At 70.1% G+C, this 26595-nt stretch carries 25 protein-coding genes; 8 read left to right on the top strand and 17 right to left on the bottom strand.

Features of this window, described 5'->3' with window-relative positions; genetic code table 11:
* The first annotated feature begins 359 nt into the window (after positions 1-359).
* Positions 360-644: a hypothetical protein gene (locus WME85_RS29650; RefSeq protein WP_437826040.1), complete on the top strand. Its 285-nt coding sequence runs from the start codon at positions 360-362 to the stop codon at positions 642-644.
* 205 nt (positions 645-849) lie between these two features.
* Here WME85_RS29650 and WME85_RS29645 read toward each other — a convergent pair whose 3' ends face one another.
* Positions 850-1518, bottom strand: a complete 669-nt coding sequence (locus tag WME85_RS29645) for a TetR/AcrR family transcriptional regulator (RefSeq protein WP_437826038.1) — start codon at positions 1516-1518, stop codon at positions 850-852.
* Between the two features lie 135 nt (positions 1519-1653).
* On the opposite strand from WME85_RS29645, the gene WME85_RS29640 reads away from it, so the two are divergent.
* Positions 1654-2886: a carotenoid oxygenase family protein gene (locus WME85_RS29640; protein ID WP_437826036.1), complete on the top strand. Its 1233-nt coding sequence runs from the start codon at positions 1654-1656 to the stop codon at positions 2884-2886.
* A 75-nt stretch (positions 2887-2961) separates the two neighbouring features.
* On the opposite strand, the gene WME85_RS29635 is transcribed toward WME85_RS29640, so the two are convergent.
* Positions 2962-5433 (bottom strand): substrate-binding domain-containing protein, encoded by a 2472-nt coding sequence (locus WME85_RS29635; protein ID WP_437826034.1) that lies wholly within the window; start codon positions 5431-5433, stop codon positions 2962-2964.
* Positions 5434-6098: 665 nt separating this feature from the next.
* On the opposite strand from WME85_RS29635, the gene WME85_RS29630 reads away from it, so the two are divergent.
* Complete coding sequence (locus tag WME85_RS29630) at positions 6099-7601, top strand: L-fucose/L-arabinose isomerase family protein (RefSeq protein ID WP_437826033.1); 1503 nt, start codon at positions 6099-6101, stop codon at positions 7599-7601.
* Positions 7602-8143: 542 nt separating this feature from the next.
* On the opposite strand, the gene WME85_RS29625 is transcribed toward WME85_RS29630, so the two are convergent.
* Complete coding sequence (locus WME85_RS29625) at positions 8144-8281, bottom strand: hypothetical protein (protein WP_437826031.1); 138 nt, start codon at positions 8279-8281, stop codon at positions 8144-8146.
* Positions 8282-8374: 93 nt separating this feature from the next.
* Between WME85_RS29625 and WME85_RS29620 the strand changes: the two genes are divergently transcribed.
* A complete protein-coding gene (locus tag WME85_RS29620) occupies positions 8375-9208 on the top strand; it encodes a class I SAM-dependent methyltransferase (protein WP_437826028.1) in 834 nt (277 codons plus the stop codon).
* A 255-nt stretch (positions 9209-9463) separates the two neighbouring features.
* Here the strand turns inward: WME85_RS29620 and WME85_RS29615 are convergent, their stop codons facing one another.
* The 4 genes from WME85_RS29615 to WME85_RS29600 all read right to left on the bottom strand — a co-directional run bounded on the left by WME85_RS29615 (position 9464) and on the right by WME85_RS29600 (position 13777).
* Positions 9464-9988, bottom strand: coding sequence for an SRPBCC family protein (locus WME85_RS29615; protein ID WP_437826026.1), 525 nt, complete (start codon positions 9986-9988; stop codon positions 9464-9466).
* The gene (locus tag WME85_RS29610; RefSeq protein ID WP_437826024.1) at positions 9975-10331 is read right to left on the bottom strand and encodes an ArsR/SmtB family transcription factor; all 357 of its coding nucleotides are present in this window, start codon (positions 10329-10331) and stop codon (positions 9975-9977) included. The genes WME85_RS29615 and WME85_RS29610 overlap by 14 nt, the downstream gene beginning before the upstream one ends.
* 459 nt (positions 10332-10790) lie before the next feature.
* Positions 10791-12485 (bottom strand): family 43 glycosylhydrolase, encoded by a 1695-nt coding sequence (locus WME85_RS29605; RefSeq protein ID WP_437826021.1) that lies wholly within the window; start codon positions 12483-12485, stop codon positions 10791-10793.
* A gap of 251 nt (positions 12486-12736) precedes the next feature.
* Entirely contained in the window at positions 12737-13777 is a 1041-nt protein-coding gene (locus tag WME85_RS29600) for a zinc-dependent alcohol dehydrogenase family protein (RefSeq protein ID WP_437826019.1), read from the bottom strand.
* A gap of 152 nt (positions 13778-13929) precedes the next feature.
* Here WME85_RS29600 and WME85_RS29595 point away from each other — a divergent pair, with 152 nt between their 5' ends.
* Positions 13930-14562 (top strand): TetR/AcrR family transcriptional regulator, encoded by a 633-nt coding sequence (locus WME85_RS29595; protein ID WP_437826017.1) that lies wholly within the window; start codon positions 13930-13932, stop codon positions 14560-14562.
* The gene (locus WME85_RS29590; RefSeq protein ID WP_437826015.1) at positions 14559-15482 is read left to right on the top strand and encodes an alpha/beta fold hydrolase; all 924 of its coding nucleotides are present in this window, start codon (positions 14559-14561) and stop codon (positions 15480-15482) included. Before WME85_RS29595 ends, WME85_RS29590 begins: the two co-directional genes overlap by 4 nt.
* Before the next feature lie 61 nt (positions 15483-15543).
* Here WME85_RS29590 and WME85_RS29585 read toward each other — a convergent pair whose 3' ends face one another.
* The 4 genes from WME85_RS29585 to WME85_RS29570 all read right to left on the bottom strand — a co-directional run bounded on the left by WME85_RS29585 (position 15544) and on the right by WME85_RS29570 (position 18556).
* Entirely contained in the window at positions 15544-16473 is a 930-nt protein-coding gene (locus WME85_RS29585) for an aldo/keto reductase (protein ID WP_437826013.1), read from the bottom strand.
* A 74-nt stretch (positions 16474-16547) separates the two neighbouring features.
* Positions 16548-17381, bottom strand: coding sequence for an ABC transporter permease (locus tag WME85_RS29580; protein WP_437826011.1), 834 nt, complete (start codon positions 17379-17381; stop codon positions 16548-16550).
* Positions 17374-18243 (bottom strand): ABC transporter ATP-binding protein, encoded by an 870-nt coding sequence (locus WME85_RS29575; RefSeq protein WP_437826010.1) that lies wholly within the window; start codon positions 18241-18243, stop codon positions 17374-17376. The genes WME85_RS29580 and WME85_RS29575 overlap by 8 nt, the downstream gene beginning before the upstream one ends.
* A gap of 91 nt (positions 18244-18334) precedes the next feature.
* A complete protein-coding gene (locus WME85_RS29570) occupies positions 18335-18556 on the bottom strand; it encodes a hypothetical protein (protein WP_437826008.1) in 222 nt (73 codons plus the stop codon).
* A gap of 366 nt (positions 18557-18922) precedes the next feature.
* Between WME85_RS29570 and WME85_RS29565 the strand changes: the two genes are divergently transcribed.
* Positions 18923-20134: a PAS domain-containing protein gene (locus WME85_RS29565; protein WP_437826006.1), complete on the top strand. Its 1212-nt coding sequence runs from the start codon at positions 18923-18925 to the stop codon at positions 20132-20134.
* Between the two features lie 3 nt (positions 20135-20137).
* On the opposite strand, the gene WME85_RS29560 is transcribed toward WME85_RS29565, so the two are convergent.
* A complete protein-coding gene (locus tag WME85_RS29560) occupies positions 20138-21139 on the bottom strand; it encodes a LysR substrate-binding domain-containing protein (RefSeq protein WP_437826005.1) in 1002 nt (333 codons plus the stop codon).
* Between the two features lie 142 nt (positions 21140-21281).
* On the opposite strand from WME85_RS29560, the gene WME85_RS29555 reads away from it, so the two are divergent.
* A complete protein-coding gene (locus WME85_RS29555; protein ID WP_437826003.1) occupies positions 21282-21413 on the top strand; it encodes a hypothetical protein in 132 nt (43 codons plus the stop codon).
* Positions 21414-21542: 129 nt separating this feature from the next.
* Here WME85_RS29555 and WME85_RS29550 read toward each other — a convergent pair whose 3' ends face one another.
* The 5 genes from WME85_RS29550 to WME85_RS29530 form a co-directional block, all read right to left on the bottom strand.
* Positions 21543-21779 (bottom strand): hypothetical protein, encoded by a 237-nt coding sequence (locus WME85_RS29550; protein ID WP_436623200.1) that lies wholly within the window; start codon positions 21777-21779, stop codon positions 21543-21545.
* A 567-nt stretch (positions 21780-22346) separates the two neighbouring features.
* Positions 22347-24401 carry an OPT family oligopeptide transporter gene (locus tag WME85_RS29545; RefSeq protein ID WP_437826000.1) on the bottom strand — a complete coding sequence of 685 codons (2055 nt, stop codon included), beginning with the start codon at positions 24399-24401 and terminating at the stop codon, positions 22347-22349.
* A 273-nt stretch (positions 24402-24674) separates the two neighbouring features.
* Positions 24675-25337, bottom strand: coding sequence for a hypothetical protein (locus WME85_RS29540; protein ID WP_437825998.1), 663 nt, complete (start codon positions 25335-25337; stop codon positions 24675-24677).
* The gene (locus WME85_RS29535; protein WP_437825996.1) at positions 25334-25561 is read right to left on the bottom strand and encodes a hypothetical protein; all 228 of its coding nucleotides are present in this window, start codon (positions 25559-25561) and stop codon (positions 25334-25336) included. The genes WME85_RS29540 and WME85_RS29535 overlap by 4 nt, the downstream gene beginning before the upstream one ends.
* 127 nt (positions 25562-25688) lie before the next feature.
* Positions 25689-26567, bottom strand: a complete 879-nt coding sequence (locus WME85_RS29530; RefSeq protein ID WP_437825994.1) for a hypothetical protein — start codon at positions 26565-26567, stop codon at positions 25689-25691.
* Positions 26568-26595: the final 28 nt, after the last annotated feature.

The raw sequence follows: 26595 nt of genomic DNA, 5'->3' as shown, positions 1-26595 counted from the left end.
CAGCGCGGGCGGGCGCCCCCGCTACTCCTGTCGGCCCACCGCCGCCCGCGCGCTCCGGCGAGATCGCCCCCGGGGCGAAAAAAGATGTCCGCCGCGGCGCCCCTCGAACGTCGCAGGGGCGAAGTTCCTGGCAAGGAGACGTCGACGCTTCCGGGAACCTGAGCTCCCTCGTCTACCAGGACAGGTCGCGGTGGGACCAGCAGCTCCTCGCCGAGGGCGGGCGGCTCCTCGACCTCTCGGCCACGGGGCCGGAGCTGACCGAATACCACGTCGAGGCCGCGATCGCGTCCGTTCATGCGAGCGCGCCCCGCGCGGAGGACACGCGCTGGGGGACGATCGTGTCGCTCTACGACACCCTGATGACGATCCGTCCTTCCCCGGTCGTCGCCCTGAACCGCGCCATCGCCGTCGCGCAGCACGAGGGCCCCGAGCGCGGCCTCGAGGAGATCGCCGCCATCGAGGGGCGCGATCGCCTCGCCGCCTACCCTTTCTATTTCGCCGCGCTCGGCGAGCTCGAGCTCCGCCGCGGGCAGCGCGATGCCGCGGCCCAGCACTTCCGGGCGGCCCTGGCGCTCGCGCGCAACGCGATGGAGCGCCGGTTCTTCGAGCAGCGCCTCGAGGCGTGCGGCGAGGCGGCTCCTTGACCCGGTCCGCGGTGTAGAGAAGGTGCCGAGAGCGCGCGTCGACGCGCTCGTCGCGCCGGGAGCAGCAGCCCACTTTTCGAGCCAGGCCCGGGAAAGGTGATGAAGGAATGGGTCGCGGTGCAAGGCGCCGAGGAGGACTGGCTCGCTCTCGCCCGAGAGGAGCTTGCCTTCGTCAAGGCGACCGCCCGGTGACGACGCCCCTCTGCTAGCGCCGCGTGGCCGAGGGAGCCGGTGGAGGAGGCCCCCCTGCCCGCGGCATCAGCCCCTCCATGAGCAGCCCGCTGATGAGCCCCGCGAGCTTCGCTGCCTCCACCGGCTTGTCGAACCGTCCGAGCTGTCCCTGCGTCAGGAGCACGGCGAGCCCGTGCATGCTCGACCACAGCACGAGGGCCAGCTGCATCGGATCGCCCCCGCGCAGGATCCCCGCGGCCTGCGCTTCCGCGAGGGAGTCCATCGTCGCGCGATGGCCCTCGGCGCGCGCCCGCAGGAGTTCCGGGGCGCTCTCCTTCACCGTGTCATAAGGCGCGTACATCACGCGGAAGGCCGCCGGGCGCTCGACCGCGAAGACGACGTACGCCTCCGCGATCGCGCGGAGCCGCGCGATCGGGTCCGCCCCGGCTGCCGCCACGCGCGGCGCCAGGAGCTCCCCGAAGGCGCGGAAGCCCTCGACCGCGACGGCCGCCAGGAGCTCTTCCTTCGTCTCGAAGTGACGGTACGGAGCGCGGGGGCTGACCCCGAGCTCGCGGCCCAGCGCGCGTAAAGAGAGGTCCTCCGCCCGCTGGTGCTCGAGCGCGCGCAGCGCAGCATCGATGAGCGCCTGCCGGAGGTCGCCATGATGGTAGGTGCCAGATTTCTTCCTCCTCACGCTGGACATTTCGCTCCTCGAGTATACAGTGAATACATGTCGAATCTGGACATGCCCCCAAACCCGCCGACGAACACGGCCGCGCCCCCGAAAACGCCCCCAGATAAGCCGACAAACACCCCCCCAGACACGTCGACGAACACGGTGCCTTTTCACCTGGCCGGCGCCTTCGCGCCCGTGCGCGAGGAGCGGACCCACGTCGATCTCGACGTCGCCGGCGAGATCCCGGCGGATCTCCGCGGCACGTACGTACGCAACGGGCCGAATCCCCGGACCGGCTGGTCGCCCGCGTGGTTCGCCGCGGAGGGGATGCTCCACGGCGTGCGCCTGGAGGACGGCCGCGCGCGCTGGTACCGGAACCGCTGGATCGCTGGCGCCTACGCCAACACGAGCGTTGTCCGGCACGCCGGGCGCATCCTCGCGCTCGTCGAGGTGCAGCGGCCGGTCGAGGTGACCGCCGAGCTCGAGACCGTGGGGCCCCACGACTTCGGCGGAGCGCTCGGCAACGCGATGACGGCTCACCCGAAGATCTGCCCCCGCACCGGCGAGCTCCTCTTCTTCTCCCAGGCGCCCTCGCGTCCGCATCTCACGTACTATCGCGCAGACGCCGCCGGCCGCGTCGTCCATCGCGCGGCGCTCGACGTCCCCGCGATGACCTTCATGCACGATTTCGCGATCACCGCGCGGTACGTCGTCTTCCTCGTCCTCCCGGTGCTGCTCGGGGACGTGCGCTCCGCGGTGCCGCTCCGGTGGGACGACGGCTTCCCCGCCCGCATCGGCGTCCTGCCCCGCGACGGCGGCGGCGACGACATGCGATGGTTCGACGTGGCGCCGTGCACGATCAGCCACACAGTAAACGCCTTCGAGGAGGGCGGCACCGTCGTGCTCGACGCGGTGCGCGCGCCGCGGATCATGGCGCCGCACGCCCTCCACCGGTTCACGCTCGACCTCCGCAGCGGCCGCGCCGCGGAGACGGAGCTGGATCCGCGGTTCCTCGACTTCCCGCGCGTGCACCCGGCGGTCGTCGGCGCCCGCCATCGCCGCGCGTACACGACCGAGCTCTGCGACTTCGGCCCCGACGGCAGCTTCTCGCGGACCGTCGCGCGCCAGCACGATCTCGAGACGGGCGCCGCCGTCGCGCACGATTTCGGGGACGACGCGATGCCCGGCGAGTGCGTCGTCGCGCCGCGGCCGGGGAGCGACGCCGAGGACGACGCCTGGGTGATCCTGTTCGTCCACCGCCGCGACGGCTCCGCGACAGAGCTCGTCATCCTCGACGCGTCCAGGTTCGCGTCGCCGCCCGTCGCCCGCGTCCGCCTGCCGTGCCGCGTCCCGTTCGGCCTCCACGGCGAGTGGCTCCCCGACGCGGCGGCCTGACGCGACGCGGGGGCGGCGCGACGCCTCCGCCTGAGCGGCGCCGGGAGCCCCGTCACGGCCCTTGTTCTGGTCGTCTCAGGAGGGCTGCGTGCGCGACGTGCCGCGGTAGGTGATCTGGCCGCCTGTCTTCGACAGCGCGTAGGCGAACCCGAGCTCCAGGGTCGAGCGGGTGACGACGCCCCCGACGTCCGCGCCCTGCTCCACCATCAGCCGCGCCGCCGCCGGCGTGACGCCGACGAGCACGACCTCGGCGCCGAGCAGCCGCGCCGCCCGCGCCGCCCGCAGGAGGTGCTCCGTCGAGGCGGCGTCGACGACCGCCATCCCCGTGACATCGACCAGCACCACGCGGGCGTGACGCTCGGTGATGTCCTGCAGCATCGACTCGATGAACCGGCCGGCCCGCTGCGCATCCATCGTCCCGATGACCGGCATCACCAGGATGCTCCGCGCGATGGGCACGACCGGGCTGGAGAGCTCGCGGATCGTGTCGAGCAGCGACTCCTGGTGCCGGTTCGCCTGCTCGAGCTCGTGGGTCCGCTCCGTGATCCGGTGGACGAGCTGCGCGTTCTCGAGCGCCACGGCCATCGTGTCGGCGACGCGCTCGAGCAGCGCGAGCTCCTCGAGCGAGCACGCCTCGCGGCGCCCGCTCTCCAGGACGAGGACGCCCAGGGGGATCCCGCTCGCGAGGAGCGGGACGCCGACCAGGGTGCTCACCCCCCTCCTGCGCGCCTCGGCGACGTCGGGCGCGCCATCGAGCTCGCTCGAGCGCGCGTCGACGATGATCGATCCGGCGTTGCTCAGCACCTGTCCGACCAGCGACCCCGGGTCGAGGGGGGCGCGCTCGTCGCGGAAGCCCTCCTCCCCCGCGTTCAGGCCGGCGACGAGGATCTCGATCGGGCGGCTGGCCTGGGTGAGCCGGCGCCTCCGCTTCGTCGCCTTGCGGCTCGCGTCCAGGGTCAGGTAATCGGAGAGCGCGATGGACCAGGGCGTGCGCTCGAGGGTCACCGTATCGACGCCGGTGTCGATGAAGCGCAGCGCGGACGCTCCCCCGGGCCCCGCCCGCGTGGGCAGCCCGGCCAGGGCCGCCTCGACGCCCTGGAGCGCCATGTCGCAGAGCACCTGCACCGCGCGATATCCCCACTCGTGCTCGCGCTGGACGATGGCCGCGTGAATGGTGCCCTCCCGGAGCATCGCGACCGTGTCCGTGAGGAGGTCGAACGTGACGATCTTGAGCCTCCCCGCCTGCCCCAGCTCCCTCGCGGCCGCTGCCCACAGCGGGCCGTTCGCCGCGCACACGCCGAGGGCGCCGGCGATACCTTCTCTCTCGACGGCCTCCCGGACGAGCCGCAGGCCGGCCGCCTCGTCGTAGTGATCCTCGGTCGGCGGCAGCACGTCGAGGGACGTGCCGGAGAGCGCCGCGCGGAACGCCGCGATGCGTTCCATGGCATTGACGCTGCGGAGCGAGAACGTCTGCACACCGACCTTGCCCCCCTCCGGGAGCAGCCGCGCCATCAGCTGCCCGGCGAGCCGCCCGGCCGCCGCGTTGTCGATGCCGATGTAGGCCGTCGCGCTGCTGCCGTCGACGGGCGGCGTGTCGAGCGCGATGACCGGAATCCCGGCCGCCGTCGCGCGCCGGATCGCCGGCTCGATGACCTCGGGGTTGATCGGCGAAACGGCGATGCCGTGCACGCCCCGGTCGATGGCCTCCTCGAGGAACTCGCGCTGGGCGATGTCGCCGCTGCTGTCGCTGGCGATGGTGGCGATGCGGACGTCCACGTGGACGCCGAGGTTGCGCCCCGCGACGAGGGCCCCGTCGCGGATGTTGTTCCAGAACGCCACCGGCGGCCGCTGCGGGGCGCGGTAGATGCGCGTCTCGCGGCCGGCGGCGCCGCCGTGCGAGGAGGAGCCGCCGCCGGGAGCGTCGCCCAGCAGGACGAGGTGCACGGAGCTCCACTGCGGCCGGATCTGCACGCTCTTGATGCCCTTCGAGATCAGCTCCACGAGCTCGTGCGGGCTGGTCCGCGCGGACACGGCGTTCAGCACCGCCTCGAGCACGCGCGTCTCCTGGGCCGCCTCGGCCTTCTCGTTGTAGAGGTCACGCCGCTCCAGCGCCGCCCCGGCGCTGTCCGCCAGCGAGACCAGCCGCGCCCAGCGCTCGTCCAGAGGCGCCTTCCCGTCCGGCTGCTCGACGGCGAGCACGCCGACCACCTGTCCCTGCACGCGCACCGGCGCGAGGACCATGACCGCTCCGGCGGGCGCGAGGTGCAGCGCCGGCGCGTCCGGCAGGTGCGCTCGGTACCACCCGGCGGCCGCCGTGACGACCGCGCCGTCCGCGGAGTCCAGCATCGAGAGCGCGCTGGCCGGCCCCGCGTCGACGAGGACCTGCGGCGCGCTCGGCAGCTCGCCGTCGAAGCCGACGGAGACCCTGTGGACCAGCCGCTCTCGATCTCGGGTCAGCAGGCTACCGCGCCGCGCGGAGGGCAGGGTGCCCACGGCCTCGTTCACGAGGCGATGGAGCGTTGCAAACAGATCTAGGCCAATGCTCATTCGCGTGTCGCCCACAACCGACCCCGAGGACGGCGAGGCGCCCACCAGCAGGCGCGAGGAGCGGCGTCGCGTCAAGGGGCGACCCAGCCGCGTCGGACGCCGCTCGCCTCACCCTCGTGCGCCCGGGGGCGCGCTTCGTCTCGCCGAAGATCCGCGCCTTCCGCGATCACCTGCTCGACGCGTCCGGCGTCCGCGGCCGGCGCGAGGCCTCCGCCTGAGCGGCGCGCGCGCCCGCGGCCGGCGCGATCCCGGGGAGGCAGCCTCCGGGCCCAACGCACCGCATCGCGGTGGGCCGACCCTTCCTTATCTCCCTCCCGGACGGGCATGGGCCGTGCTCGTGCCGGAGCACCGGAGCACCACCGGCTGATTCTTGGAAGCGACGCGGGCCGCAGCGCCCCCGTTCGGGTACTTCGTAAATACTCTTGCCTAAGCCTCTGCTTCGATGTAAAACATACGAGCTTCGAAATCCCACCTCGGGTGTGGAGGTGATGACTCCACCCTGGTCTCGAGGCGGGCCGCAGCACGTCCCGTTGATGGGACGGCCGAAGACTTGGGTTCACGCGGGGGGCGTCCGCGCGACCAGGCTGAGAAAGGCTTGGGGCGAGGCGCTTCGAGTGCGCGGGCTTGGAGCATTTTTCGGGAGGACGACAATGAGCCGGAAACCGATGATCTTGGGATTCATGGGCAACCGCGGCAGCTTTCCCACGGAGTTCGCCGTGGAGGGCGCCCAGGCCACGGCCTCCGTGGTGCGGGAGCTGCTCGGCGATGCAGTGGAGTACGTCGACCTGGGCAATGTAGAGACTTATGCAGACGCCAAGCGTGCCGCCGCGGAGGCGCAGGAGCACCGCGCCGGGGTGGACGGCGGCGGGGCCATCGGGGTCGTCTGCTCGATGTACAATTTCTCGGACGAGAACGGCATTCGGGATTTCCTGCGCCTGGCGGATCTGAACGTACCCGTCTTGATTCACACCGAGCCCGACGTGCGCGGTAAGGGCAAGATGGGCCAGCGAGGGCGTCGGGACGGAGCTTGTGGTCGCTTCTCCGCGACCAATGCCCTGCGCCACATCGGCTATCCCTACACCCTCACCTCGAAGCACTGCGAAGCGGTCGACTCGGTCGCCTTCGCCGACGACCTACGGGCGTTTCACGCCACCTGCGTGCTGGTCTCCAAGTTTCGTCGGCGAGGGCGAGGCGTGCGCCTCGGCCTGGTCGGCTCCGGGCCGGACGATTTCCAGACCGTGACCACCGTGTCCACCGAGCTGCTGGGGCACCTGGGCTTGAACACCGTGGGGCTGGAGCTGATTGCCCTCGATCGCCAGATGCGCAACGTGTCACCTTCGCGCCTGTCCTCGAAGAAAGACGAGATCCGCGAGCACTTCGGAGCCGAGGAGGTGCCCTCGGCTTCGCTGGACGCCATCGGGCGAATGGGCGTCGTCTTCGACCGCTTCGTCGAGGAGAACGACCTCGACGGCATCGCCGTGCGCTGCTGGACGGAGATGCAGAAGTACCAGGTGGGAGGCGAGGTGGGGGTCATGCCTTGCACTTGCATGAGCATGCTCTCCGAGCGCCTGCTGCCCGCCGCCTGCGAGACCGACATTGCTGGTTGGATGGGCATGTACATGCTGCAGAGCGCCTCGGGGCTGGTCCCGGTCCTGGGGGACTGGAACAACATGTTCGACGACGAGAGGCAGGAGGTGGATCTCTTCCACTGTGGTGTCTGGGCCAAGAGCGTGATGCACCCAGGCTCCAGGATCACCGAGCACCAGATCCTGGCGGACGTGGTGGGGCGGGAGAACAGCTGGGGAGCCATCGACGGAGACCTCAAGCCCGGCACCTGCGCGTTTCTGCGCCCCTGTACCAACGCGCGTGAGGGCAAGATCTTCATGTACGGCGGCGTGGGCCAGGTGAAGGAAGAGCGCATTCAGACCTTCGGAACGCGCGGGCGCGTGTACATCCCGGAGATCCAGGGGCTCTTCCGCTACATCACTGATCCGCGACGGGCGGTGGAGCACCACGCCGCGTTGGTCGTGGGGACTCGTCGCGCCATCGCCACGACGATGAAGGCCGTCCGAGACGCGTTGCCTTACATCAATGCCCAGGCGGGGCTCAACGGTTCCGGCCTGGAGCTCGTCGAGTATTACGAGCACAATACGGTCGAGCAGCTGTGACGGGAGTCCGGCGCCCGGGGCCGCTGCCGCTCCCCAGGGCACCTGGTTCACCGCCAGCTCTGGAGGTGGGCAGTGACGGACGAGAAGGTCAGCGCGCCGCGCGCCGAGGCGCGTGCGGCGCGGTCAAGAGCGGCGCGGTGACCGTCGTGTGTAGACGGCCATCGCGAGCACTCCGCGCCAGCACGCAAGCTGCCGTCGGGCCGGGGCAGGCTCCGCCTCGTGACCGAGCCGGCGTCCGGGTTGAAGCGTCCCCACCGGGCGCCGGAGCCGTCTCCGGCATCGCCCCCGGTCCAGGCCGCGCCGCCCCCGCTTCCCGATCCGCCCCGCGGTCCGGTCCAGCTCGATCTGTTCTCCTGGAAGCCCGACCCGTCCGACACGCCGGAGGGGTAGGACCCAGATCCAGCCAGTCCCCCCAGTGGCCGGATCCGGCCGCCAGCGTTTTTTCTGACCCGGGAGGCTGTGGACAGGCTCCGGGTCAGTTTTTTCTGAAGCCGGAGGCTGTGAACAGGCTCCGGCGTCAATTTTTCTGAAACCGGCGGCTGTCACGAGCCGATGGCGTCGAGGTAGGACAATTCGATCGGGTTGCGGCCGATTTTCGTCACCCGTTCGGGGTGCGCGTAGGAAGAAGAAGCCGGATCGCAGCGCGAGGAGGTGTGGCGCGGCCGATCGAACCAGCGCACCAACTTGATTTATTCCGTTCCTGTGCTGTACAATACGTCCCTGCTCTTCCGTGGGACACGGCGTCCTGCTTTCAGAACGGCAGAGGGAGAAAAATGGATTCCGTAAATCTGCCTTATTTCGACAGGATCCTGAGCGCTGTCCAGCAGGAGCCCGATTCGGAAGCAGTGCAGGCGTTCGGCACACGCCATGTTCACTGGGGTTACTTCTCCTCGCCTGATCTCGCTGACCCTTCGACACCGGAGATGCTCGCTGCCGCGGAAGCCATGTCCCAACGCATGTCCGCCATCGCAGGGGTTGCGGACGGCGCGCGTGTCCTCGACGTGGGTTGCGGGTTCGGCGGCACGATCGCCAGCATCAGCGAGCGTTTCAACAACGTCGAACTCGTGGGGCTCAATATCGATGGCCGGCAACTCGCCCGTGCGCGAGAGCTCGTCCGGCCGAGGCCCGGAAACAAGATCGAGTTCGTCGAAGGTGACGCGTGTCGCTTGCCCTTCCCCGACGCGTCGTTCGACGCGGTGCTTGCCGTGGAGTGCATCTTCCACTTTTCGAGCAGGCGCAGGTTCTTTCAAGAAGCGCGGCGCGTCTTGAAGCCCGGCGGAAAGCTCGCCGTCTCCGACTTCGTTTCGCTCACGCGCATGCTTCCCTTCACCATTCCTCTGCACGTCGCCAATCTGGTGAACAAGAAGCATTTCTATGGCGCCCTGAACCCGCTGATGTTCACCCCCTGGGCTTACCGCTTGCTGGCACAGAGGTCTGGTTTCCATCAGATTTTGGATGAGGACGTCACGCCGAACACGGTTCCAACCTATCGCTTCATGGCGCGTATGGCGAACAACGAGGCGGGAAGAGCAATGACCCGCGTGCAAGAAGCGATAGCCAAGTGGGGCATCATTCGGTACCGGCTGATGAGTTTCGTTGCTGCATGACCTTGGTCGCGCAGCGCGTGCGCTGCCCCCGCCGAGATTTCCGCTACTGCGTTTCGCGGGGGGGCTCGCGCCAGATTCGCGGTGGCGCGCCGCCGTCGTCCCCGGCGATGCCCGTGCGGACGCAGACGGCACGCGCGTGAGCTCGAGTGTGGCAGGCCGCAAGGTCCACGTCACGCCGGACTGGGCCGTCGCGTCGCTCCGGAACGAGCCGTCTCGTCCGTCGGAATACGCACCGAGGCAGCGTTGCGGCAGGCTTCAGGACGATCGCGCCGTCGTACCAAGCGTGACGAGAAGCTCATCGAGCTGCTCGAACGTCTCGCCCATCCCGCTGTACGCGCCCGAGGCCAGGGCGGCGTCGCGCGCTTGCTTCGATCGATAGAGCTCGTGCAGCACCTGCAGCGTCTTGCCGCCTTTTTCCTCGAGGGTCACGGTCGTGACGGCGCCATCGTCGCCCGCTTCGTCGTTCGTCCACACGATGCGCGAATGCGGTGTCACTTCGAGGTACGTGCCGAAGAACGCCATCGGCTGCGCGGCGTCGTGACCAAAGACCAGGCGGTAGCTGCCGCCGGTGCGAATGTCCGCTTCGTAGGAAAGTAGAGGCACGGGCATCGACTTCGGTATCCACCACCGCCTGAACAGCTCCGGCGTGGTCCACGCCTGGAAGACGATGCGCGCCGGGGCATCGAAGGTCCGTGTGACGACGATCTCGCGATCGGACTTCGGTTCCACCGTCGTGTGATTACTCGTCAATTTGGGCTCACTCTCTTTACTTGCGTCCATCGACGTTCTCCTTTCGTTTCAGCTCCTCGATGACCTTGTCCAGCTCGTCGAAGCGTGCGGCCCAGAGCTGGCGGTACCTCTCGATCCACGCCGTCTCTTCGTCGAGCCGGCGCGGGCCGAGCTTGCAGGTACGCACGCGGCCGACCTTCTCGGTGGTGACGAGCCCGGCCCGCTCGAGGACGCCGACGTGCTTCTTCATGCCCGTGAGGGTCATGTGAAACTCCTCGGCGAGGTCCGTGATCGAAGCGTCGGCTCGTCCGAGCTGCTCCAGCACGCCGCGCCGGGTCGCGTCGGAAAGCGCGGCGAAGGAAGCGTCGAGGCGGGCACTCGAATACTGAACCATGTGGTTCAGTATCTAACGCGCGAGTCGGCGTCGTGCAAGAGGAGATCGAGCGGGTGCTCCGTCGCGAGCCGACTTTGGTTCAGAAACTTGCGACCATTTGCAGTGACAGCGGAATGCGGCTCGGTGCCGCCACCCCGCCTCGCCGGGCCAACGCGCCCCCCGCCGCGGGGGTACGGGGCCAGCAGGCGGTTGGACTATCTGATCCCCGACGACGGCGCGGGCGGCTATCGCGATGACGACGAGGTCTCGTACGCGTTCACGCTGCCCTCGGCCTTCACCGACGGCGCGGGAAAGGTCTTCGTGCGGCTCGTCTACCAGCCCACCACCAAGCGCTACGTCGGGATCCGCGAGCAGACGAACGCGGGCAAGAACGACCGCGGCGCCAAGCTGCGCGCCACCTGGGAGGCGACCGGCAAGGCGGCGCCGTTGGCTTGGTGTCGACCCACGGAGAAAAGTCACTCAGTCGCTGGCCGCGATCAAGGTGAAGTCGTCCACCTTCACGGTCTGTCCGCCGCTCGTCACGCCGAGTTCGGCGCGGCCGTCGCTGACGGCGATGTCGCCGATCGTCACTCGGCTCCAGCTCGTGCTCTCGGGAATCGGAGCGATCTTGTCGGGGCCGCCGTAGTTCTGGATGTAGAGCTCCGCTCCCGCACCATCGCTCTTGGCCCAAACCTCGAGCGTATAGGTGCCGTTCGGCAGGTCCGCGACGCTCTGGCTCAAGCTCGCCGTACCGTTCAGCTGCCAGGACCATCTGCCCGTGTGTCCGTCCTGGGAGTTCGAGCCGTTGCTGGCGGACCAGCCAACGGGCGTCGAGACCGTGATCCGATCCGCCTCGAACGTTGGATTGAGAGCCCAGTTATTTTCGGGCGCGACGGCCCAGCGCCCCGTCGTCGCATTCAGCGTCCACGCGCTGAGCGAGTGAAAGTACGGCTCTCCTCCCCGGAAGCTGAGCGGCACCCACTGGTTGAAGCCAATCCCATTGCCAGCAAAATCCGCCCAGCGATCTCCCGCGTAGATGATCGTGGTCTGCTCCGTGCCGTGAACGTGGATGAAGAAGCCGGTTTGTGTCACATGGCTGTAGTCCAGCTCGGTGTTCTTCATGACGAACTCTTCGCTCCATGGCCCGCGAATGTTCGTGGCAGACACACAATACGTTGCCGACGTGTTCCAGCCGTGCAAATCCGAGGAGCAGAAGTAGTAAGTTCCCTCGTGCTTGAACATGCAATTCCCCTCGCGGCCGCCGCCCCTGTAGACAGGAATGGCTTGCTCCACTTGCAGGAAGTCGGACGCTCGTAGCGGCGAGACGTAGCGGTTCGATCGACCTTCTTGGCTCGAGCTGACCATGTAGGCCTGGCCGTCGTCGTCCTGAAAAATGGTTTGGTCGCCGGTTCCACCGTTGGCGATCCCGGGCGGGTTCGCCTGAACGTGCTCGTAGACGAAGCCACCCGCCGGGGAGTCGCTGGTCGCGAAATACACCGAACTGGCATCACCACCGACCCATGCCTGGGCGACCAAGACGTACTTGCGCGTGTTCTCGTTGTACGCGACACCCAGCCGCCCGAACCAACCCCCCACGCCGGCGGGTTTGTCCGTAGCTTCGTGCTTCCAGTTCACGAGATCCTTCGAGGAGTAGGTGGTGATCCCCTCGAATGTCGTGTCGCCGTTCTTGACCGGATCATCGACGTACGAGCGCGCACCACGGTACTGCACCCCGTACCAGTAATACGTGTCGCCGACCTGAAGCACGCCTCCACCCTGCGAGTAGATGGGAGTGCCGGACGTGTCTTTCCAGAAGGTATCGTTGAAGATGGTCGCGCCGCCCAGACCGCCGGAACCGCCTCCCGATCCGGAAGCGCCTCCGCTCGCCGAGGTACCGCCGGTTCCTGCCGTGCCTCCTCCTGCTCCGGAGCCCGAATCACCGCCGGTGTTCGTCCCGCCGCTCCCGGTCGCGCCCGTGCCACCGGCGGTCGCGCCCGTGCCGCCGGCGGTCGCGCCCGTGCCGCCGGCGGGCGAGCCCGTGCTCTCCGGTCCGTCGGAGCCGCAGGCTAGAGTGGAGCCACAGGCTAGAGCAAGGAGCGCGAGCGCGGCCGCGGGCGGTCGCAATCCACGGAGTTTCCTTCGCAAGGCTTGATTGAAACCAGAGTATTCCAGCATATCGGTAAGTCTCCGAACGGGCTCGACGTGAGAACCCCGTCACGAGTCACTCGTTGCGTCGGGCGTTCGAAACCGGTCACCGGTTCCAAGGATGGCTGGTCGGGCTCGAGGCGCTGCTCTGGCAAAAACCGGCTGACACGAGCGTGCCGGTGCCGGCGAGCTGGCTCACGCTGCGTTCATCTTGACGTGTAGGTGCCGGGGCCAGGCACCTCGATGGTACCGCTGCGCAAAAACGCGTATTGAAATCCTCTTCATAGGGGTACTCCCCCGGAGCGCGACGGCGGAGGGCGCCCAGCACACCCCGGCACGAGCACCGCCGCCCCGGAGAAACGGCCGTGCCGCAGGTCGTCGAGCGCCTCGTTGGCCGCCTCCAGCGGGTAGACGTTCACCTCGGTCCGGACTGGCACCCTCGGCGCGAGCGCGAGGAACTCCTCTCCATCCCTGCGCGTCAGGTTCGCCACCGAGCGCAGCGCCCGCTCGCCCCACAGGAGCGAATAGGGGAACGAGGGGATATCGCTCATGTGGATTCCCCCGCAGACGACGGCGCCGCCCTTGCGCACGGCGCGCAGCGCGGCCGGCACGAGCTCGCCGGCCGGGGCGAAGATCAGCGCCGCGTCGAGCTCCTCGGGCGGCGCGTCCGAGGAAGCGCCCGCCCACTCGGCCCCCATCGACAGCGCGAACGCCCGCGCCGCCTCGTCGCCCGGCCGGACGAACCCGAAGATGCGCCGCCCCTCGAAGCGGGCCACCTGCGCCACGATGTGCGCGGCGGCGCCGAACCCGTAGATCCCGATCCGCTCCGCGTCGCCCGCCATGCGCAGCGTCCGGTACCCGATGAGCCCGGCGCAGAGCAGCGGCGCGGCCGAGAGATCCGGGAAGCCCGCCGGGACAGGGAAGCAGAAGCGCGCGTCCGCGACCGTGAGCTCCGCGTACCCGCCGTCGATCTGGTACCCGGTGAACCGCGCCCTGTCGCAGAGGTTCTCCCGCCCCGCGCGGCAGTGCGCGCACGCGCCGCAGGTCCACCCGAGCCAGGGCACGCCCACGCGCGCGCCCGGCGCGAACCGCGGCCCCGCGCCGGGCGCGGGCACCTCGTCGAGGACCTCGCCGACGATCTGGTGCCCCGGCACGAGCGGCAGCCGGGCGTCCGGCAGCTCGCCGTCGACCACGTGCAGATCGGTGCGGCACACGGCGCAGGCGCGCACGCGCAGCAGCACCTCGCCGGGGCCCGGCCGCGGGTCGGGCCGATCCTCCAGGACGAGCGGGCTCTTCGCGGCTCTCAGGACGGCGGCGCGCATCGGAGCAACGATGATGGCACCGGGATGGGCGCCGCAAGGTGACCTCCGGTGATGCCGGTCGCGATCCGTCAGCGGGGACGGGCTCGACATCCTCGTCGGCTTGCTTCGCCGTCCCTTGCGCGCCGCCGCCGCCCGTGGCATGAACACGTTCAGTGAACGCGTTCACTCAGAAACCCGGCCGGCGCGACGCGCAGAAGGACGCGACGCGCGCCCGGATCCTCGAGACGGCGCGCGACCACTTCGAGCGCCACGGGTTCGAGGCGGCGAGCGTCCGCGCCATCGCCGCGGACGCGGGCGTGGCGGCGGGCACGGTGCTGCTCCACTTCGAGGACAAGCGCGCCCTGCTCCACGCCGCGCTGTTCGACGACCTCGCCGCCACGGCGGCCGAGGCCGTCCGCGACGAGGAGCCAGGGACGCTCGAGGAGCGGCTCCACCGGCTCGCGGCCGCCTTCTTCGGGTACTACGCCCGCAGGCCGGCGCTGTCGAAGACGCTGCTGCGCGAGTCGCTGTTCGCCGACCCGCCCTGGCAGGCGCGCTTCGCCGAGCAGGTCGCCGTCGCGCACGGCCGCGTCGCCGCGCTGTTCGAGGCCGCGCGCGCGCGGGGGGAGGTGGCCGAAGGCGCCGACGCCGCGCTCTTCGGGGTCGCGTTCTTCTCCTTCTACTACTTCGCGCTGATCGCGTGGGTCCAGGGCGCGCACCCGGCGCCCGTCGCCCTGCTCGATCGGCTCGTCGCTCAGCACCTGTGCGGCCTTCGCCCCGCAGATCACCCCGGGAGGTCCCGATGACGTCATCGATCATGTTCGAGAGCCCCGAGGCGCGCGCGCGCATCGCGGCGTGGTACGAGAGGTTCCGCGACAGGCTCACGTTCCCGACCGAGTCGCGCGAGGTGGCGACGCGCTTCGGCGCGACGCACCTCCTCGTCGCCGGGCCCGAGCACGCGCCGCCGCTCGTCTGCCTGCACGGCGCGCTCGCGAGCTCGGCGCACCTGATGGGCGAGCTCGGCGCGCTCGCCCAGCGCTTCCGCGTCCACGCGGTCGACGTGATCGGCCAGTCGGTCAAGAGCGCCGACGTCCGCCTGCGGCCCGACGGCCCGTCCTACGCCGAGTGGCTCACCGACGTCCTCGACGCGCTCGGGCTCGAGCGCGCGCACCTGCTCGGCGTGAGCTGGGGAGGCCTCGTGGCCCTGCGCACGGCCCAGTTCGCGCCCGCACGGATCGATCGGCTCGTCCTGATCGTGCCGGGCGGGCTCGTGATGGGCTCGGTCTGGCAAGGCATGGTGCGCGTGGGGATCCCGATGGCGCTCTACCGCGCCTTCCCGTCCGAGAAGCGCCTCGCCCGCGTCGCCGCCGGGATGTTCTCCACCCACGACGACGTGTGGATCCCGTACATCGGCGATGCGCTGCGGAGCTACCGGCTCGACTTCCGGCTGCCGCCGCTCGCGACGCCCGAGACCCTCGCCGGCTTCACGCGCCCGGCGCTCGTGTTCGGCGCCGACGAGGACGTCCAGTTCCCCGGCGCGAAGCTGATCGCGCGCGCGAAGGCGCTGATGCCCCGCGCCGAGACCGAGCTGCTCGAGGGGTGCCGCCACTCGCCCCCCACCGACGACGCCTTCCGCGCGCGGCTCGGCGCGCGCATCGCCCGCTTCCTCGGGCCCGACGCCGCGTCGCCCCTCGCGTCGCCCGGCGTCGCCCCTCCGGTCGCGTGACCCGCTCGCCGGGCGCCGGCGTGGCTGGCCCGCTCGCCGCGCTCCGGCCGGCGAGCGCCCCTCAGTGACCCGAGACGTCGTCGACCTGCGCGAACGCCTCGACGAGGCGCTCGCGGGCCCGCGGCGACAGCGGGGGCGCCTCGATCGATCGCACGTTCTCGAGCAGGTGCGCGACGCTGCTCGTCCCCGACAGGATCACGTGGGCGCCTGGCTCGTCCCGGCAGAAGCGGTATGCCGCGTCCGGGAGCGACGCGACGTCCTCGCCCTCGAGGAGCGCGTCCAGCCCGCCTTCGGCGAGCTCGCGCGACACCTTGCCCCGCGCCGCCAGATCGCCGAGCAGCTCCCTCAGCCGGTCGGGGCGGCTCAGCGCGCGCCGGACCGCGAACATGATCAGCGTGCCGATGTTCTGCGCCTGCGTCAGCGGGAACACCCTCGCCCGCGCCGACTGGTTCAGGAGGTTGAACCCGACCATCACGACGTCCCAGAGGTCGTCGCGGAGCGCCCGCTCGAGCATGGCGTGCGTCGGATCGGCGGCGAACGCCTCCGTGATGCCGAGGAAGCGGATCTTGCCCTGCTCCCGCAGCCGCAGGAGGACGGGGACGATCCGCTCGCGCAGATCGGCGTAGTGGTCCGGGAGCACGCCGTGCAGGTGATAGACGTCGACGTGGTCGGTGCCGAGCCGCTCCAGGCTCGCGTGCAGCGACGTCACGACGTCCTCGGCCCGGAGGGGCGCCTCGAGGCGCGTCGTCTTCTTCGTCGAGAGCACCACGCTGTCGCGCGGCACCTCGCGGAGCGCCTTCCCGAGGAGCCCCTCGGTGCCGTACGCCTCCGCCGTGTCGAAGAAGTTCACGCCGCTCTCGATGGCCGCACGGACGAGCCGGAGCGACTCGGCCTCGGCGATGCGCCCGGAGCCGAGCCGGCTGTCGCCGCCCGCGCCCAGGCCGAGCACGCTGACCGTGAGGCCGGTCCGACCCAGGATGATTCGATTCACGTGGTCCTCTCCCTCTGTCGATGAACGGTGGGCGCGCGACGTACAAAGCGCGTCGCGCGCGCCGTGGGGTCACGTCACTCCTTCGGAGCGACCTTCCACGAGGTGAAGCGCCGCTCGACGCGCATGAGCAGGTGATTGAACGTCAGCCCGAGCGTCGTGATCGTGAGAATCCCGACATACATGCTCGGGATCTGGAAGTTGTATTGCGCGTAGATGATGAGGTATCCGAGCCCCGCCTTGGCGCCGATCATCTCCGCCGCGACGAGGACGAGCAGCGAGTACGCGCCCGCGAGGCGGATGCCCACGAAGATCGTCGGGACGGCCGCCGGGAGGATGACCTTGCGGAACAGCTGGAGCGGCGACAGCCCCATCGTCCGCGCCGACTTGATGAGCAGCGGATCGACCCCGCGCACCCCGCTGATCGTGTTGAGCAGGATCGGCCAGGTGCACGAGTAGATCACGAGCGCGATCTTCGAGGCCTCCCCGATCCCGAGCAGCAGGAGGAACACGGGCAAGAGCGCGAGCGCCGCGGTGTTGCGCAGCACCTCGAGCAGCGGGTTGATGGCGTCCGCCACGCCCTTGTACCAGCCGATCGCGAGCCCGAGCGGCACGCCCACCAGGATCGCCAGCGAGAAGCCGAGCAGCGAGCGGGAGAGGCTCGCCTTGATGTGGCTCAGGAGCTGCCCGTTCTGGAGCAGCTGCCACCCGGTCGCGAGCACCTCGGAGAGCGGCGGCAGGAACGCCGCCTCGACGAGACCCACCCGCGGCGCCGTCTCCCAGAGCGCGGCCACGAGGAGCAGGATCCCGGAGCGCGCGGCGGCGCGGCCGAGCCACCGGCCCACCTCGCCGAGGAGCTGCGGCTGCTGCGCCTCCTCGTGCAGCTCGATCGAGTGCTCGATGCTAGCCATTGACCGCCACCACGCCTGCCACGGGGCGGCTCTCCGCCGCGCGCCTCTGCTTCTTGCTCCGCTCCAGCTCCTCCGCCTTGAGCACCTCCTCGCGCAGGAGCGACCAGATCTCGTGCCGCAGCCTGCCGAACTCCGGCGTCGACCGCGGGTCCTCGTCGCCCCGGATCTCCGGCGGGATCTCGATGACGTGCTTCACGCGGCCCGGCCGGGACGTCATGATCGCGACCCGCTGCCCGAGGTACACCGCCTCGTCGATGCTGTGCGTGATGAAGAGGATCGTCTTGCGCGACTTCTCCCAGATCCGGAGCAGCTCGTCCTGCAGCGACTCGCGCGTCTGCGCGTCGAGCGCCGCGAACGGCTCGTCCATCATCAGCACCTCCGGGTCGTAGGCGAGGCTCCTGGCGATGGCGACGCGCTGCTTCATGCCGCCCGACAGCTCGTGCGGATACCGGTCCTCGAAGCCGGAGAGGCTGACCAGCTCGAGGTAGCTCTGGGCGATCTCCTTGCGCTGGCTCTCCGGGACGCCCTTGGCCTCCAGCCCGAACTCGACGTTCTCGCGCGCCGTCCGCCACGGGAACAGCGCGTATTGCTGGAACACGATCCCCCGGTCGAGGGCAGGTCCGGTGATCGGCTTGCCGTCGAGCAGGAGCCGCCCTGTCGACGGCTTCGACAGCCCGCCGAGCAGATCGATGAGCGTCGACTTGCCGCAACCGCTCGGCCCGACGAGGACCATCAGCTCGCTCGCCCTCACGTCGAGGCAGAGGTTCTCGATGGCCGTGAACCGCGCGTCCTCCTTCGCCCCCGCCGGCCCCTTGATGGCGAACGTCTTGCTCACGTTTTGGAACTGGATCTTGTTGCTCATGGCTACTCCTGCTGCCCATCCTCGACGAGGGCCCGACCCTTTCACGGACCGCCCTTCCAAAACGGGTTGAACTCGTTCGTGTACAGCTCGCTCAGCTGGACCCTCCCTCGTAGCGGAGCTCGAGCTTCTCGTACCCCTCGGCGTCGCCGCCGCCCAGAGGCGCGGAGGAGGCTTTGGAGCAACCGATCATCAGAGCGGCGGCGGCGAGCAGCGCCGCCAGGCCCCGCCAGGCGATCTCGGAGAGGTGTCGATGGCTGAGCGGGACGGGACCGAGAGGTCCAGAGGCGTTCGCGAAGTCAAGGCCATCCTGCATAAAACGACCGCAATCCCGCAACCTGGCGCGCCGTTGCCCTCTGATGAGCTCGACCACGCGTGGCCGCGGGGGCGCTCTCCTCCGAGCACGCTCGAGGTGTGGAGCACCGGGGGATGGTGCTGGTGCGGGACGTAGAGCACGCGCCGTACCAACCGCGCGCCGGCTGACAAGACGTAAATCCGCTATAGCAGACGACGGGCTGCTGCTGGCGCAGCAGGCGCTGCGCGGTGGGTGTTGCTGCAGCAGCAAGGGATCCGCGCGGCCGGAGAGCGCGACCGGCGCGGCCGGAGAGCGAGGGCGCTGGCGGCGGCGCGCGGGAGCGAGCCTCTCGACGGCCGGGGAACGCTCGGGTTAAATTTTGCAATCATGAACGTGTCCAGTACCCCGCAGGGGGGGAGCGAGGCAGAACCGCGCGCTGGCAGGCGCGCGCGCCTCTTTCAGCGGGCGCCGCTCGCGATCGTCGAGGTTGGCGGCGATCTCACCATTCAGGACTGGAACGACGCGGCGGAGCGCCTGCTCGGTCACGCGTCGCGCGAGGCGATCGGCCGCCGCGTGGACGAGCTGCTGCCGGTCTCAGGCGACCCCGATGCGTGGCGGCGGCTCCTCGCGGAGGACGACCCGACACCCCGGGTGTGGGCCCATGCGAGGAAGGATGGTGGCGAGGTGTGCTTCGAGTGGCTCCACGAGCGCCTCCTCGACGAGCAGGGGAAGGTCATCGGCGTCGGGGTGTTCGGGCAGGACGTGACGGCGCGCATGGAGCAGCTCCGCCGCTACCAGCAGAAGCAGGTGGTCCTGCGGACCATCACGCAGACGCTGCCGATCGTCGTCTGGGCGATCGATCGCGAAGGGATCTTCACGTTCCACGAGGGCAAGGGGGTCGTGAGCGCGGGGATCGAGGAAGGCGCGCACATCGGCAAGAACGTGTTCGAGCTCTACGCGGAGAGCGACGGCAACAACGAGCTGCGGCGGGCGCTCGAGGGCGAGTCGTCTCACTCGCTGTCCGAGTCGCACGGGGTGTTCTGGGAGAACTGGGAGATCCCGATCCGCGACGAGCAGGGGAAGGTCTACGCGGTCGTCGGCTTCACCCTCGATATCAGCGACACCAAGCGGACCGAGCAGGAGCTCCGGACCAAGCTGGACGTCATCGAGCGGCAACAGCAGGTGATCCGCGACCTGTCGACTCCCATCATCCAGGTCTGGGACGGCGTGCTGACGTTGCCGATGATCGGGGTGGTCGACAGCCAGCGGACCGCGGAGGTGATGGATACGCTGCTCGACACGATCGTCCGCACGGGCGCCCGCTACGCCATCCTCGACCTCACCGGCGTCGAGATGGTGGACACGAAGACGGCGAGCTACCTCCTCGACCTCGTCCGCGCGATCCGGCTCCTCGGCGCCGAGGGCATCGTCACGGGCATCCGGTCGAACGTCGCTCAGACCATCGTGAGCCTCGGGATCGATCTGGCCAACATAACGACCCTGTCGAACCTCCGCGCGGCGCTCCAGCACTGCATTCGCCAGATGACCAAGGAGCGCGCGGCGCCCGCCGCGCTGCAGGCGGCGCCCGGGCGGGGGTGAGGGCTATCGCGTCCTTGGCGCCTTCGCGGTCCTGAGATCAGGAGTCTTCTCTTCCTGGCGTCCCTGACGATTCGAGCTCTCCTCGTCGTCCGATCGCGCCGCCCCCGCCGCCCCGGGCGCCTTCATCACCCTGGCCAGCTCCTCGACGAACACGCGCACCGCGGCGCGCGCGGGCGCCGCGTAGACCGCGAAGCTCGCGCGCCTCGACGCGCCGTAGGCCGGCAGCACGCGCCGCAGCGCGCCGCTCTCCAGGTGCTCCTGAACGACGTAGTCCGGGAGGTTGGCCAGGCCGAGGCCGGCGACCGCGGCGTCGCGCAGCGTCATCGTGTCGCTGGAGCGGAACGTGCCGCTCACCGGGATGACGCGCTCCCCCTCGGGGCCCACGAGCGTCCACCGGGCGACAGGCTCCATGTTGAGCGTGATGCAGTCGTGGTCGGCCAGGTCCTCGAGGCGGCGCGGCGTCCCGTGGCGGCGCAGGTACCGCGGGCTCGCGCAGAGCACGCGCAGGTCGCCCGCGAGCCGCCGCGCGACGAGCGAGGCAGGGGAGATCGCGTCCGCCAGGCGCACCGCCACGTCGACGCGCTCGGCCACCAGATCGACGAGGCGGTCGGTGAGGTCGAGATCGATGCGGAGCTCCGGGTAGCGCGCGCGGCAGGCCAGCACCGCCGGGGCGACGCGGATCGTGCCGAGGACCGTGGGCGCCGAGATGCGCAGCGCCCCGCGCGGCGTCCCGTCGAGCTCCGCGACCGCCCGCTCCGCCTCCTCGACGTCCGACAGGATCCGGTCGGCGCGCTCGGCGTAGAGGTGCCCCGCCTCGGTGAGGCTCACGCGGCGCGTGGTGCGCTTCAGGAGCTTCGCGCGGAGGCGCTCCTCGAGCCGCGCGACCTGCTTGCTGACCGACGACGACGTGAGCCCGAGCGCCTTCGCCGCCGCCGAGAAGCTCTGCCGCCGCGCTACCTCCATGAACGCCCTCATCTCGCCCAGGTGCCCGCTCGCTGGATCCATGTCATTCGTTCCTTCCGCGACGCAATCTTCGTCGGCGGACCAGGATTATCACGCGCGCCGTCCAGAGCTAGCTTCCTGGAGAGCGAGGCGAACGCCCCGCGATGGGAAGCGAGGCGACCGCCTCGCCGTGAAGGAGGGATCCATGCTCACGCAGGCTCGCGGCCACACCGGCGCCGCTCTACTGCTCTTCATCCTGATCACCGCGCTCGCCGCAGATCAGCTCGTGGCGCTTCCCCCGGCGCAGGGCGCGCCGACGGCGCTGCGCAGGCCGTAGGCGTCGCTCGCGGCGCTGGCCGACCGCCTCGCGGACGTGACGCCGACCGAGGCCGTGCTCGCGCTGCCGCGCCGGCAACCCGCGACGTGAGCGCGCCGCCTCGCCCGCGCGGGCTCGGCGGTCGCCGGATCACGCCACGCGATCGATCGCGCCCTGGACGCCCTTCTGCTTGGAGCAGTGCGCACAGCAGTAGAACGCCCCGCCGGCCTCGATGCCGTGGCCCACGATCCGGCAGGCGCAGTGGGCGCACACGGGCGCGAGCTTGTGAATCGCGCACTCGAAGCAGTCGAATGTGTAGGTCGTGCCGCCCACCATGATCTGGAAGGCCTTGTCATAGGTGTTGCCGCAGCAATCGCAGGTGTTCATGGGACCTCTCGACAGTCAGGGACATCGTCACGCCGCAAGGCCAACACGGCCAGCCCTTGCGATCACGCCGGGCTCCTTCGGCGGTTGCCCCGGCGCCGGAGGGTCCTCGATGATGTCGGGAGAGGGCTCTCCGGGCTCGGGCGGCGACGGCGGGGGATCCCGACGCGCTGGCTCGCCCGGATCAGGGTCGCGCCGCGGGGGCTCATTCGGGGCGGGATCCCGCATCGGCGGATCCTGCTCGGGATCGCCCACAGGCGCGGGGCTGGGCGTTCCTCGGGACGGGGGCGCGTTCGTTGACATCAAGGGTCCTTTCCCCGCGCGTCCTCTCGCGGGCTCGTGTTGACGCGGTGTGAGCAAGACTGCACGAAGCGCGCCACGAGCGCTCCCGAGCGGCGCGGCTCAGCCGGGCGACGCGCTGCGCCCACGCGCTGCGCCCACCACGCTTCGCCGCGGCCGCGGGGAGCGGGCATTCCTGTCACACTGGGGCGCTGCTGCGTTGTCGTGACTGACCGGCAGCGAGCGGGCCGGAGGGGCCCGCGCATCCAGCGGGACCCGCCCGGCGGCGCCTCACCTGGGCACGATGCCGAGGAGCTGCCCGAGCGCCTTGCCGAAGCTCGCGGCTTCGAGGACGTCGGGCAGCACGAGCACGCCGAGCACGGTCAGGCCGATGCCCATCAGCGAGCCCCCGGCGATCACGCCCGCGCAGATCGCCTCGGTGTTCTCCACGGCCATGGCATACCAGGGCCGCCTGACCGGCGACGCGGGCGGGGCCCCCTCGAGCGCGCCGGGCGACGTCGCGCTCATCCGCTCTTCCTGCTCGCGCGTCCGCTGCCACCGCGCGGTGCGCCGCTCGAGCAGCCAGAAGAAGAGCGCGCCGAGGAACATCGACCAGATGTCGGTGAAGTTCAGGATGAACGCGAGCCCCAGCGCGACCGCGGAGAGGGGGAATCGGTTCCTCGTGACCTGCTTCGTGACCTCGACGACGATCCCGATGATCGCCCCGACGAGCACCGCGGCCTTGGCCGTCGGGTGGAGGAAGTCGAGCCCCTTCATGAGCACCTCGGCGACCGCCTTCCACGTGAGCGCGCTCGGGACCGGCAGCTGCTCCGTGCCGTAGCGGCCGACGTCCCCCTGGATGAGCACGAGGTACCAGACCGGCACCGCGAGCCCGAGCCCGGCGATCGTTCCGAGCACGTGCCCGAGCGCCTGGTGGCGCGGCTTGCCGCCGAGCATGTAGCCCGGCTTGATGTCCATGAGCAGGTTCGCGGTGTTGCTCGAGACCTCGGCCGTGATCCCGGCCGTCATCAGGTTCGTCGTGATGTTCTTCGGCGCGAGGGCCCCGTACGTGAGCTGCGTCAGCTTCCCGAGCGCCCCGACCGGCGTGATCGCCGTGATCCCCGTCGCGTTCACGGCGATGAGCGAGAAGATGAAGACGAGCGGGATCGCGATCACCCCGAGCCACCAGGCGATGCCGAACCAGAGGTGGCCGAGCACGACGACGATGAGGCCGATGACGGGCACGCCGATGATCGACAGCTTCACCGGCAGCTCGATGTCCGCGAGCACGTCCCTGGCGCTCTTCCGGGAGAGGCCCTTGAACGCGTCGAGGATCACCTTGGGCTTGGAGAAGAAGGCGTAGAGCGAGGAGGTCGTCATGCACGCGACGCCGCCCCACAGCGCCCAGACGGTGATCTGCCCGAAGCCGAAGTGCCCGTTCCTGGGCACGATGATCCCCCGCTCGATGAGGGCGGGGGCCAGGATCCAGTAGTTGAGGATGCCGCCGAGGAGGAGCGACACGGCGGTCCGGATGCCCATCAGGCCGCCCGTGGCGACGAAGATGATGCTCGTGTCGAAGCGGATGGTGAGCTCGTTCAGGGGGACGCCCCGGAGGGCCGGAGCGAGGCCCCACCGCTTGAGCAGCTCGGCGAGGCCGCCGCGATAGACGAGCTCGTCGTAATAATGGGGGACGCTCTTCAGCGCGAAGAGGGCGCGCATCACCTTGTCGTCGCGCAGGAGCTCGATGGCGGCGCTCAAGAGGCCCCCGCCGAGGAGGAGCTTCGCCTTGAAGAGGCCCTCCCGCTCGTCGCTCTCGTGCAGCGCGTCCATGACGACGCCGGCGGCCATGCCCTCGGGGAAGGGGAGCTGCTCGTCGTTGATGAAGCGCTTCTTCATCGGGAAGGCGAAGAGCACGCCGAGCAGGGCGAGGACGAACATCCAGACGATCGCCTGACCCATCGGGATGATCGAGGTCGTGACCATCGAGTAGGCCGCGAGGCTCGTGAAGAGCGGCGAGATGATGTATCCGGCCGACGTCGCGATGGACTGCATCGCGTTGTTCTCGAGCACGGTCATGTCCTTGCCGAGCCCCAGCCGGGAGAGCACCTTGAAGAGCGCGAAGGCCAGGATCACGCTCGTGAGGCCGACCCCGAGCGCCCAGCCGGTGCGCGCGCCGATGTAGAGGTTCGTGAGCGACAGGAAGGCGCCGAGGAGCATGCCCGTGATCCCCGAACGCCACGTCAGCTGGGGCATGTCGCCGCGGTAGACGTTCTGCAGCCACCATGCGTCCTTCTCCTCGAGCGACATGGTGTGGATCTGCTCTGGCGTGAGCTGCTTGATGGCCATTGCCCGGCGACCTCCGCGCACCTTGTACCATGGTGGCCGACGCCCCGTGCAGCTCTTCGGCGGGCGCCCGCGGCGCCGCGCAGCTCCTTTTTCGCGGTGGCGCCGGCGCGCCGGCCGGCGTGACGTGGAATTCAGGGCGGCGACGGAATTGTTGAGCTCGTGTCGTGGGGCTCGCGCCCGGCGCCGGCCCGCGTCGTTCGCGCCGCGGACTCGCATGCTCGTACGGAGGCGGAATCGCCTCCTCCGAGCATGCCTGTCGCCCCCGGCGGCGCCTCAGTCGTCCCGGCCGCTGCCGCTGAAGCCGTCCTCACGGCGGGCGAAGAGGACGTTGAACGTGGTGAGGGTCCCGTAACAACCGGTGATGTACGCCTGGAGCTGGACCTTGTCCGCGTCGCTCAGCCCCTCATGCGCGTTGAGCTTCTGCTCCAGCACGCGGAGCTTGTCGCGGATCATGACGATCTTGTGGAAGAACACGTCGAGCGGGATGCGCTTCTCGGCCGTCCCTTCCTTGCCGGGCCGGAGGACGAGCTCCCCGCCTTCCCAGCGGCCACCCATCTCCGCGCGGCCGACGCCGAGCTCATCGGACAGCACCTCGCGCAGCACACGGCGGAACTCGTCGATATCCATGTCGATGTCGATCTCCCTTGGAAGCGATGGACGAGCGGGCTGCGGCGGAGCTCCGGGCCGGCGCTCCGGCGACGGCGCCCGCTCGGGCGGACGCGACCGCGCGCCGGACCCGCGCGGCTGGCCAGCCGCCCGGGGCGGCGGCGGCGGCGGCGGCGCGCCCTTGGCGCGGTAGCGGGCGCACGTCGCGGTCGCCTTGACGGGAGGCGGGTAGACCTCGAGGGCGCACTCGCCGACGCGGCCGCGCGCTGGATCCTCGTGCACCCGGGTAAATGCCGCGCAGCTTCCGCACCGGCCCGCGTAATCGTTCACCGCGGCGGGACTGTACCAGCTTTGCGCGCGACCGGCAGCGCCTTCTCGGCCCGGTCGAGCCGCGGGCCCGGCGGCGGCGGCGCGCGCGCCCCGGCCAGGGCCAGGGGGCCCGCGCGCGGCGCCCGGACCCGGAGCTCCCACCTCGCCGCCGTCCGGCGCCGGCCGGCGCGCCGGTGGTGGTCGGATTTGAACATGAAGGCGGGAGGGCGGGAAGAAAAGCTCAATGATCTTCCCGCCTTCCCGCCTTCATGTGAACTCTCTCTGGGCAAATGAGACCACTACCGGCGCGCCGGGGGACGCCGCGCGCGGGGGCGCCGCCGCCCCGGCCCCGTCTGTGCCGCGGCGCCGCGCTCATTCCGGCTCGGCTCCGAAGTCGATCACGGTCGAGATGTACATCCCGGCGACGAAGACGTCCGTGTGGACCGACGGCTTCACGGCCGGTGTCAGGAACGTGGGCCACGAGAAGAAGGGGGCCAGGAAGACGCCGTATTTCTTCGTGATGTCGATGGAGCTCACGGCGGAGAAGCCCAGCGGGACGGCGGCCGTCTCGGCATCGCTGAAGTCGGCGAACGTGAAGCCCGTGTCCACGGCGAGGGCGATCGGCCGCGCGATCTGGACCGACGGCGAGACGGGCACAGACAGCCCCAGCGTAGTTTTTTCGTCGACCTTCTTGCCGAGACCCAGGTTGAGGAACGCCCCGGCGTCGACCCGCAGCACCCCGGCCGCGCGGGCCGCCAGGGGCACACCGACGCTGAGGGGAGCGATCACGTTCCCCGTCTTGCCCGTGTTGAGCGTCGCCGAGATCTTCGCGCCGACGTCGATGGGCGGCGTCTTCACGACGCTGTAGACGAAGCCGAGCCGCGGGCTACCGTACCGCGCCTCCGGCGAGAGGTAGATGGGGGCGAAGACGGCCTCGACGTGCAGGCGGGGTACGAGCCCGTAGGCGGCGCCGAGCTCCAGCAGGTACGATGTAGGCTTCTCCGGGATCCTGAGGAGGCTCCCGGTGACATTGAGGGTGAGTATCAGCGGGGGGATGACGACGGGCTGTCCATAATAAGGAGAGAACAGCTCCTGCCCCTGGGGGTCCGGCGGCGCGGCCCGGGACGCAACTTTCGGCGGCTCCTGTACCGCGCGCACCTTCGACGTCTCGTCTTGAGCTCGCGCGGCCCCGGCGCTGCACAGGAGCACGCTCAGCGCGAGAGCGGCCCCAGGGAGAGTTCGAACGTGCACGCGACCTTCCTCCTTCACTTGTCCTGTT

The sequence above is a fragment of the Sorangium sp. So ce1153 genome, from assembly GCF_051521595.1.
Classification (GTDB): domain Bacteria; phylum Myxococcota_A; class Polyangia; order Polyangiales; family Polyangiaceae; genus Sorangium.
Note: the sequence above shows the minus strand (reverse complement) of the source record. Positions and strands in the feature narration are given on the sequence as shown.